Genomic DNA, 9,586 nt, shown 5'->3' on the forward strand with positions numbered 1-9,586 from the left:
CGCCCGCCCGCGCGCCCCCCCCCCCCCCCGGCGGGGCGCCGCTCGCCCCCCCCCCGCGCGGGCGCCCCCCCCCGGCCCGCGCCCCCCCCCCCCCCCCACACCGGGCGGTCAGTGCGTGTCGCCGAGGACAGCGCCCTCGCGGCGGGGGTCCGCGCCGCCGATCCAGCCGGTCGTCCCGTCGCGCTGCAGGGCGCTCAGGCCGCTGATCTGGGGAGCGACCGAGACCTGGTGACCGAGTTCACGGAGGCGGAGCACCAGTGGGTCGTGATCGCCGTTGTCGGTGGCGTTGATGGCAGGGTGTTCGCCGCCGACGTTGGTCGCCGGGGTGTTGGCCGCGCCGAAGTCGACACCGGAGACTGCCTGCTGCGGGTCGAGGCCCCAATCCAGCACGCCGATGAGGGACTTCAGCACGAACTGGATGATCACCGAACCACCGGGGGAGCCGATCACCTGGGTGAGCTCGCCACGGGTGCCGTCGGCGCCGCGATCGAAGACCAGGGTGGGACTCATCGAACTGCGCGGGCGCTTGTTCGGCTGCACACGGTTGGCCACCGGCGCTCCATCGGTACCGAGCGGATCGGCGGAGAAGTCGGTGAGCTGGTTATTGAGAACGAATCCGTCGACCAGATGGAACGAGCCGAACGCGGACTCCACCGTCGTCGTCATCGAGGCGGCATTGCCGTACTTGTCGACCACCGAGATGTGGCTGGTGCCGTGCTCGGGCGGTTGCGGGCCGACGCCGACCGGGACAGGGCCGAAATCACCCGGTTGCGCGGTGCCCATGCTGCGGCCGGGGTTGATGAGCGAGGAACGCTGCTTCAGATAGTCCCTGTTCAGCAGCGTCTGCGGTGAATTGCCCGGCAGCGGAATGAAATCCGTGTCGGCCACGTACTTGTTGCGGTCGGCGTAGGCGAGCCGCTCCGCCTCGGAGACGAGGTGCACCGCCTCGGCCTTGGGCTTGCCACCGTTGTGATCGATAGTGTCCGGTCGCAGCGCGGCCAGGTCGAAGTTCTCCAGTATGCCGAGTGTGGCGGCGACGGCGATGCCGCCGGAGGACGGGGCCGGCATTCCACAGATCTCGTGGGTGCGGTAACCGGTGCACAACGCGGTCCGCTTCTTGGGCTGGTACCCGGCCAGGTCGCTCGTGGTGATCAGGCCGGGAGTGCGGCCGCCCGCCGTCGAAGCGGCCGCGTCGACGATGTCGCGGGCGATGGCACCGGTGTAGAACGCCTGCGCACCCTCGGAGGCGATGGCGCCCAACGCTTTCGCCATCGCGGGGTTCGCCAGGTTGGTGCCCGCGGGTTTGGCGGAACCATCAGGGTTGAGGAAGTACGCCTTCGAGGCCTCGTCGAGAGCGAGATCCTTGGCCGAATCAGCGATCTGCCCAGCCAGCCGCGGGCTGATCGAGAACCCTTGATCGGCCAACGACACCGCGGGATCGAACAGCTCGCGCCAACCGGTCTTACCGTGTTCCTGATGTGCGAGCTCCAGCATGCGCAGCACACCGGGGACGCCGATGGAGCGACCGCTGGCGCGGGTGTTCGGCTTGGGTTCGGTCCGGTCGGTGTCGCTGACCCAGCGCAGGTAGTTCTCGGTCGCGGCGGCGGGGGCGACCTCGCGCCCGTCGTAGGCATCGACGGTTTTGGCCGCCGCGTCGTAGTAGAGCATGAACGAGCCGCCGCCGATTCCGGACGACTGAGGCTCGACCAAACCGAGCACTGTTTGTGCGGTGATCAGTGCGTCGGCCGCGGTGCCCCCATTGTTCAGTACCTTGCAGGCCGCCTCGGTCGCGAGCGGATTCGCCGTGGCCACGGCGTACGAGCTGGTCCGGACCGCGGTCATATTGCTGCGATAAGCGGACGCGCTCTCAGGGTTGGTGCTGATGTTCTGTGTGGTGGTGGCACCCGACGCGGCCGGGACGGCCGCCACCGGCGTCCCGTTCGGCACACTGGCACATGCCGTGGCCTTGTCGCTGTCGGACGAACAACCTGTCACCAGTCCCACCGTGAGGACCAGGGCCGCGCCGGCCCCGGTCCAGATGTGTCGCACGCGCATTCACGGACTGTATCGCTCCGCCGCCGCCCACAGCGCGGTTTTCCCCGCCACTGGGAAGGTCATGAGGGGCCGGTCACCGGCCGGTAGGCTGGCTCGGTGACGGTAGCGGCGGTGCTCTTCGACTTTTCCGGGACGCTGTTTCGGCTGGAGGATGACCAATCCTGGGCCGATGATCTGATCGGTGAGGACGGGCAGCCGTTCGATGTGCACGAAACGGCCGAGATCATGCGGCGCATGACAGCGCCGGTCGGGCAGTCCGTGCGGTTCGACGCCGAAGGCCAGATCGCCTGGGAGCAAAGGGATCTGGATCCACCGCAGCATCGAAGGGCCTACCTCGAGGTGCTGCGGCAATTCGGGGTGCCGACGGTGCGGCAATCGGAGCGCTTGTACGGCAGGCTCGTCGACCCGATGTCGTGGACTCCGTATCCCGATACCGAGGATGTTTTGAAAATGCTTGCGGCGCAGCGTATTCCGGTCTGCCTGGTCAGCAATATCGCGTTCGACGTGCGCCCTGCCTTTGCGGCAAGGGGCTGGGACCGGTTGGTCGACAGCTTCGTGTTGTCCTTCGAGGTCGGTTCGGTCAAACCGGATCCACGTATCTTCCGGGCCGCGCTAGCGGAGCTCGGTGTGCCCGCTGAGTCGGCGCTGATGGTCGGTGACAGCGCGGAGGTCGATGGCGGCGCGACCGCCCTCGGGTGCCGCTTCGCCCTCGTCGACCCCATGCCGACGGCGGAACGTCCGGACGCGCTGCTGCGAGTTCTCGAGCAGTACGAACTCGGCTGATCGCTCGATCGAATCGCGAGCGCCACGCCAGCGTGCGATAGCAGTACCGTTCGATTGTGCCCTGTGTCACAGTGATGAGAGATCGCGTCGTCCGGGCCGCCGCGCCGAATTACGGTGCGATCTGCGGGCCCGTCGGGGGTTCGCTGGTTTCCTCGTTGAAATGGGGGAGCGCCGTGTACGCGGACCCTGCTGCGGAGAATCATGCCATCGCGGTGGCCGCCCGGATGCTGGGCGGCATGCCCACGCAGGTCCGCGAGGCGCGGGAAGCCGCGTGGGGCATGGCGGTATTCGGAATCGCCTATCCGGCGATCATGGGGTCGACCATCGGTGCCGACGCGGCGCGGGCGGCCTCGATCCAATTCGTCTTCGGTGGGATATTGGGGCTTGTCGCCTGCGCATTCGCCAGTCGGTGGCAGTGGACGGGGCGCACTGCGATCGTGCTGGCAGTTCTGCAGGTTGTGGTCTGCGTATGGGCGCGCAGCGATGTCATTCCGCCCGTGCTCTGGATAGTGGCGGTCCTCTACTCCGCGGGTGTTTGCTCTGTTGTTGCCTGGCTGCTTCGGCGGCCCGTGTCGCAAGCCTGGTTTGTCGTGGGTGTCTCGCTTCCTGCGCGCTGAGCGAAGAGTTCGCGCGGTTGTTCGGCGCGGAAGGTCACCGGCTCTGGCGTGGGAATATGTCTCGTTGGTCACAGCGAACCGCCCACTGAATGTTGTTGTGGCCCTCGTCATAAGGGTACTTACTCGATTGTAAGCAGGCCGATCGTTCCGATAGCGTCCGATTTGCGCGTCTGTGAGGACGTGGCGTAAAGCTCGACGAGGAGTGATCGTGGTTTCGAATGTTGCTGTCGTGGACGACCCGAAAATCGTTCCGGCAGTCGTGGATTTGTCCAAGGTCCGCCGAATGGTCGATACCAGCACCACGGTCCGTCATTTCTTCCGATTCGCCGTCGTCACGTCGAACATGCCCGATGCGGTGCGCAGGGTGCGGCTGGGGGCGGGGTTCCTGGTGGCTTTTACCCTCGGGCATTTCGTGCTCGGCCTGCTCGACAATGTCGAATCCGCAAGTGCTAGTTCGGCCGAGTTCTTTGCCAGCTGGGTGCTCGCCGCCAACGTCTTGATCTTCGGGCTCAGGGAACTCTGGGTCTGGGTGACCGCCGTGATTCTGGCGAGTGTGCAGATCTTCATCGGGCTCTTCACGATCATCTCCGGGCTACCGTCTCAGGTGGGCATCCTGCCGGTCCTCGCGGTCATCGCAGGCGCTGCCGTGATCGTCGCGCTGCTGTTCCACTCCGCATCGACAGGATGGTTCTTCCGCACGACGGCCTGACCGGCCCGTCCCTGTCCCGCAGGGTGCCGCGGCGCCGGTGAGCGTCAGCCCCGATCGGCCTGTCGGACCCGCTCGATAGGCTTGATGGGTGGCAGATCCAGCGACGTACCGGCCCGCGCCCGGCACGATTCCCGTCGAACCCGGTGTGTACAAGTTCCGGGACTCCTACGGGCGGGTCATCTACGTCGGTAAGGCCAAGAGCCTGCGCAGCAGGCTGAACTCGTACTTCGCCGATGTGGCTTCGCTACACCCACGGACGCGGCAGATGGTCACCACCGCCGCGAGCGTGGAGTGGACGGTCGTCTCCACCGAGGTCGAAGCGCTGCAGCTGGAATACAACTGGATCAAGGAATTCGATCCGCGTTTCAACGTCCGCTACCGCGACGATAAGTCGTATCCGGTGCTGGCGGTCACGCTCGACGAGGAGTACCCGCGGCTGTTCGTCTATCGCGGTGCGCGCCGTAAGGGGGTGCGGTACTTCGGCCCGTATGCGCACGCATGGGCGATCCGCGAGACCCTCGACCTACTGCTGCGCGTGTTCCCGGCGCGGACCTGCTCCAACGGAGTCTTCAAGCGGCACAACCAGATCGGCCGCCCCTGCCTGCTCGGCTATATCGACAAATGCGCGGCGCCGTGCATCGGCAGGGTGAGCGCCGAGGAGCACCGCGACATCGTCGACGACTTCTGCGACTTCCTGGCCGGGCGCACCGACCGCATGGTGCGCCAACTGGAACGCCGCATGCTCGACGCCGCCGAAGAGCTCGATTTCGAGACCGCCGCCCGGCTGCGTGACGACGTCCAGGCGCTGCGCAGGGCACTCGAGAAGCAGGCCGTCGTGCTCGGCACCGGCACCGACGCCGACGTGATCGCCTTCGCCACCGACGAATTGGAGGCGGCGGTGCAGATCTTCCACGTTCGCGACGGCCGGGTCCGCGGCCAGCGCGGCTGGGTGGTCGACAAATCCGGCGACGCCATCGACGTACCGGAGGCCGGGGGCGAAATGGCGGCCCTGGTGGAGCAGTTCCTCACCCAGTTCTACGGCGAGCAGGTCGAACAGGGCGAGGACGAGCAGCCCGCGAATGTGGTGCCGCGCGAGGTGCTGGTCCCGCAATTGCCTGCCGACGCCGAGCAGATCCAGGAATGGCTGAGCAGGCTGCGCGGATCGGCGGTGCAGCTGCGGGTGCCGCAGCGCGGGGACAAGAAGGCGCTCGCCGAGACGGTGCAGCGCAACGCGATGGAGGCGCTGGCTCAGCACAAGCTCAAGCGCGCAGGCGATCTGACGTCGAGATCGCAAGCCCTGCAAGATATTCAGGACGCCCTCGATCTCGACAGCGCGCCGCTGCGCATCGAATGTGTGGATATCAGCCATGTACAGGGCACCGATGTGGTGGCCTCGCTGGTGGTCTTCGAGGACGGCCTGCCCCGCAAGTCCGAATACCGCCACTATGCGATCAAGGAGGCCGCGGGCGAAGGCCGCTCGGATGACGTCGGCAGCATCGCCGAGGTGACCCGTCGCAGGTTTCTCAAGTTACGCCGCGACCGTGACGCCGCCGAGCGCAGCGAACTGGACGGCCCGCCGGGCGTCGTCGCCGTCGCGGAACGCGCCGGACGGGAGGTCACCGGGTCCGGCGCGGTCGTCGATGTGGAAACGACAGTCATCGACTTCGATTCCGAGGACGCCGAACTCACCTCGCGACCCGGCATCGATCCACGCACCGGACGCCCGAAGAAGTTCGCCTACCCGCCGAACCTCTACGTCGTCGACGGCGGTGCACCTCAGGTCGCCGCCGCGGCCGAGGTGCTCGACGAGCTCGGCATCACCGATGTCGCGGTGATCGGTCTTGCCAAGCGGCTGGAGGAGGTGTGGGTGCCGGGGGAGAGCGACCCGGTGATCATGCCGCGCACCAGTGAGTCGCTGTATCTGTTGCAGCGAGTCCGCGACGAGGCGCACCGATTCGCGATCACTTTCCATCGCAGCAAGCGTTCGCGGCGGATGACCGCCTCGGCCCTCGACTCGGTGCGTGGCCTCGGCGCGGCGCGGCGGACCGCGCTGGTTACCCACTTCGGTTCGGTGGCCAAGTTGAAGGAAGCGACGGTCGAGGAGATCACGGAAGTGCCCGGCATCGGCGTGGCGACTGCCAAAGCGGTGCTGGCAGCGCTTCGAGAGGAGTAGTAAGGAACGGCGTCCCCGGAACCGCCGGAAGTTCCGTGCCGCCTACGTTGTGTGTCTGCGCCCGATACCCGAAGCGGTGCGGGATGATCGACAGGCACCTGAAACAGATCCGGTAGGACATGACACGCGTCGAATCGAACAACAGTGCGGGCAGTCCGCGGCCGACCGCTGGGCGGGCCGGCCCGGTGGATGCTGTCACGCCGGTCGACGGGGGTTTACGGGAGGTCGAGGCCGTCATCGTGACGGGCCTTTCCGGTGCGGGACGCGGCACCGCGGCCCGGGTGCTCGAGGATCTCGGCTGGTACGTAGCGGACAACCTGCCGCCCGAGCTGATCGGGCGGATGGTCGAGCTGGGCGCCTCGGCCGATCCGCCGATCCGCAGGCTGGCCCTGGTCATGGACGTGCGAAGCCGATTCTTCACCGGTGATCTCTCCGTCGTCACCGAGCAGCTGCGGGCCCGCGGCGTGCGGACGCGAGTACTGTTCCTCGAGGCCTCCGATGACGTGTTGATCCGGCGCTTCGGTTTCGCCCGCAGACGCCACCCGCTGCAGAGCGAAAGCACCGATGGCACCCTTTCGGCGGGCATCGCCGCGGAACGGGTCCGCCTTTCCACCGTGAAAACCGCCGCCGACCTCGTCATCGACACCACCGAACTGTCGGTCCACCAATTGCATCGCAAGCTGGAGGAGGCCTACGGTGGCGGCGCGCCCACCGCGCTGCAGGTGACCGTGCAATCCTTCGGGTTCAAGTACGGGGTTCCACTGGACGCGGACATGGTGTTGGATGTGCGTTTTCTACCTAATCCACATTGGATACCGGAACTTCGGGAACATTCGGGACAGGAGACCGTGGTCAGCGAGTACGTGCTGTCGCGCCCCGGCGCGGACGACTATCTGCGCACCTGCCACCACCTGGTCGACCTGACGACGAATGGTTACCGCCAAGAGGGGAAGCGATACATGACGGTGGCAGTGGGCTGCACCGGAGGTAAGCACCGCAGTGTGGCAATTGCGGAAGCGCTGGGCGAGCTGATGAGCGCGGAGACCGGTGAATCCGCCGACGTCGTGCGGATCGTGCATCGGGATCTGGGGCGCGAATGACCGGGTGGGAATCGAATCCTGCCATCGTTGCTCTGGGTGGCGGGCACGGCCTGTATGCGACGCTGACGGCCGTGCGACGGCTGACCACGAAGATCTGCGCGGTGGTGACCGTCGCCGACGACGGCGGCTCCTCGGGCCGACTACGCGCGGAACTAGGCGTACCGCCCCCGGGTGACCTGCGGATGGCGCTTGCCGCACTAGCCGCCGACAGCGACGACGTCTTGACCCGGACCATCCAGCATCGGTTCGGCGGCACCGGCGCACTGGCCGGGCATTCGGTCGGAAACCTGATACTGGCCGGTCTCACCGAGGTGCTCGGTGATCCGGTGGCCGCGCTCGACGAGGTCGCGAAGATGTTGCGGGTCACCGGCAGAGTGCTGCCGATGTCGCCCATCGCACTCGACATCGAAGCGGATGTCTCTGGGCTGGAAGCAGATCCGCGAGTGAGCCGCTGTATTCGCGGACAGGTTGCCATCGCGACGACACCGGGTAAGGTGCGGCGGGTGCGGCTGATACCGTCGGATCCGCCCGCGAGCCAGGAGGCGACCTCGGCCATCGAGCACGCGGATGTTGTTGTGCTCGGCCCCGGATCGTGGTTCACCAGTGTGATTCCGCACGTGCTCGTGCCCGAATTGCGCGACGCGCTGGTGTACACCAGAGCCAGAAAGGTGCTTGTGCTCAATCTCGCCGCCGAGCCGGGCGAGACGGCGGGGTTCTCCGCCGAACGGCACCTGCATGTATTGTCCCAGCACGCACCGGAATTCGTGGTCGACGAGGTACTGGTCGATTCCGGGTCCGTGCCGGAAGGTCGCGAAAGAGAACATGTGGCCAGGGCTGCCGAACAATTGCGGGCGCGAGTAACCTTCTCCGATGTCGCCGAAGCGGGAACGGACCGGCATCACCCCGGAAAGCTTGCCGCCGCACTGGATCAGCTGATCCGGCAACCTCGGCCACACATGGCAGGGCTTCGAGTCGAGGGACGTCACATGGGTCAGGATGTGCGTTCCGGGTTGGGTGGAAAGGAGCGCGTCTCGTGGCGATGACAGCCGAAGTGAAGGACGAGCTGAGCAGGCTCACGGTGTCACAGGTGAGTTCTCGCAAGGCGGAACTGTCGGCGCTGCTGCGGTTTGCGGGCGGCCTGCACATCGTCGGCGGGCGGGTGATCGTCGAGGCCGAGGTGGACATGGGTTCCATTGCGCGCAGGTTGCGCAGGGAGATCTTCGAGCTATACGGCTACGGCTCCGATGTGCACGTGCTCGGTGCGGGTGGTCTGCGCAAGACCTCGCGCTATGTGGTGCGAGTGTCCAAGGAGGGCGAGGCGCTGGCCAGGCAGACCGGGCTGCTCGACGTGCGCGGGCGTCCGGTGCGCGGCCTGCCTGCCCAGGTGGTCGGCGGCAGCATCGGCGATGCCGAAGCGGCTTGGCGCGGAGCGTTTCTCGCGCACGGCTCGCTCACCGAGCCGGGTCGTTCGTCGGCGCTGGAGGTCAGCTGCCCCGGTCCGGAGGCGGCACTGGCGTTGGTCGGCGCCGCACGGCGGCTCGGCATCACGGCGAAGGCGCGCGAGGTGCGTGGCACCGATCGGGTCGTCGTCCGCGACGGCGAGGCGATCGGCGCGCTGCTGACCAGGATGGGTGCGCAGGACACCAGGCTCACCTGGGAGGAGCGCAGGATGCGCCGCGAGGTGCGTGCCACCGCGAACCGGCTGGCCAACTTCGACGACGCGAACCTGCGCCGCTCGGCTCGCGCCGCGGTCGCCGCCGCGGCCAGAGTGGAACGCGCGCTGGACATCCTCGGCGACGAAGTGCCCGACCATCTCGCGGCCGCGGGCAAGCTGCGCGTTCAGCATCGTCAGGCGTCGCTGGAGGAGCTCGGCCAGCTGGCCGACCCGCCGATGACGAAAGATGCTGTGGCGGGCCGGATTCGGCGTCTGCTGTCGATGGCCGACCGGCGCGCCAAGGATTTGGGCGTGCCCGACACCGAATCGGCCGTCACCGCCGAGCTACTGGACGACGCCTGAGCCGTTTCGGCCGGACCATTGGTTTCGAACCCGCCGCAGACCGGGGGGTGGGGGGGGGTGGGCGGTTGCGCTGAAATTGGGGTGGTGGCGGCCCCCCCCCCCCCGGGGGCGGTTTTAGAGCGCCCCCCGTTG

Annotated in this window: 8 protein-coding genes; 7 read left to right on the forward strand and 1 reads right to left on the reverse strand. The window is 67.3% G+C overall.

The window, feature by feature from the left end; genetic code table 11:
• Nucleotides 1-108: 108 nt before the first annotated feature.
• Nucleotides 109-2,055 (reverse strand): gamma-glutamyltransferase family protein, encoded by a 1,947-nt coding sequence (locus tag ACFU4Z_RS22405; RefSeq protein WP_379065941.1) that lies wholly within the window; start codon nucleotides 2,053-2,055, stop codon nucleotides 109-111.
• A gap of 96 nt (nucleotides 2,056-2,151) precedes the next feature.
• Between ACFU4Z_RS22405 and ACFU4Z_RS22410 the strand changes: the two genes are divergently transcribed.
• From ACFU4Z_RS22410 to whiA, 7 genes are all read left to right on the forward strand, one after another.
• Nucleotides 2,152-2,838 carry an HAD family hydrolase gene (locus tag ACFU4Z_RS22410; protein ID WP_379065943.1) on the forward strand — a complete coding sequence of 229 codons (687 nt, stop codon included), beginning with the start codon at nucleotides 2,152-2,154 and terminating at the stop codon, nucleotides 2,836-2,838.
• A 74-nt stretch (nucleotides 2,839-2,912) separates the two neighbouring features.
• On the forward strand, nucleotides 2,913-3,455 hold the full coding sequence (locus ACFU4Z_RS22415) for a hypothetical protein (RefSeq protein WP_379065945.1): 543 nt from the start codon (nucleotides 2,913-2,915) through the stop codon (nucleotides 3,453-3,455).
• Nucleotides 3,456-3,663: 208 nt separating this feature from the next.
• Nucleotides 3,664-4,164: a hypothetical protein gene (locus ACFU4Z_RS22420; protein ID WP_379065947.1), complete on the forward strand. Its 501-nt coding sequence runs from the start codon at nucleotides 3,664-3,666 to the stop codon at nucleotides 4,162-4,164.
• An 88-nt stretch (nucleotides 4,165-4,252) separates the two neighbouring features.
• The gene (gene uvrC, locus ACFU4Z_RS22425) at nucleotides 4,253-6,337 is read left to right on the forward strand and encodes an excinuclease ABC subunit UvrC (protein WP_379065949.1); all 2,085 of its coding nucleotides are present in this window, start codon (nucleotides 4,253-4,255) and stop codon (nucleotides 6,335-6,337) included.
• A gap of 119 nt (nucleotides 6,338-6,456) precedes the next feature.
• Nucleotides 6,457-7,437 (forward strand): RNase adapter RapZ, encoded by a 981-nt coding sequence (rapZ, locus tag ACFU4Z_RS22430; RefSeq protein WP_379065951.1) that lies wholly within the window; start codon nucleotides 6,457-6,459, stop codon nucleotides 7,435-7,437.
• Nucleotides 7,434-8,480 carry a uridine diphosphate-N-acetylglucosamine-binding protein YvcK gene (gene yvcK, locus ACFU4Z_RS22435; protein WP_328403002.1) on the forward strand — a complete coding sequence of 349 codons (1,047 nt, stop codon included), beginning with the start codon at nucleotides 7,434-7,436 and terminating at the stop codon, nucleotides 8,478-8,480. The genes rapZ and yvcK overlap by 4 nt, the downstream gene beginning before the upstream one ends.
• Complete coding sequence (gene whiA, locus ACFU4Z_RS22440; protein WP_364901411.1) at nucleotides 8,471-9,454, forward strand: DNA-binding protein WhiA; 984 nt, start codon at nucleotides 8,471-8,473, stop codon at nucleotides 9,452-9,454. The genes yvcK and whiA overlap by 10 nt, the downstream gene beginning before the upstream one ends.
• Nucleotides 9,455-9,586: the final 132 nt, after the last annotated feature.

Source organism: Nocardia sp. NPDC057440, assembly GCF_042802915.1.
GTDB lineage: Bacteria > Actinomycetota > Actinomycetes > Mycobacteriales > Mycobacteriaceae > Nocardia.

Coding starts and splice junctions, on each gene's coding strand:
- ACFU4Z_RS22405 (WP_379065941.1), bottom strand. CDS start 2,055: ATGCGCGTGCGACACATCTGGACCGGGGCCGGCGCGGCCCTGGTCCTC.
- ACFU4Z_RS22415 (WP_379065945.1), top strand. CDS start 2,913: ATGAGAGATCGCGTCGTCCGGGCCGCCGCGCCGAATTACGGTGCGATC.
- rapZ (WP_379065951.1), top strand. CDS start 6,457: ATGACACGCGTCGAATCGAACAACAGTGCGGGCAGTCCGCGGCCGACC.
- yvcK (WP_328403002.1), top strand. CDS start 7,434: ATGACCGGGTGGGAATCGAATCCTGCCATCGTTGCTCTGGGTGGCGGG.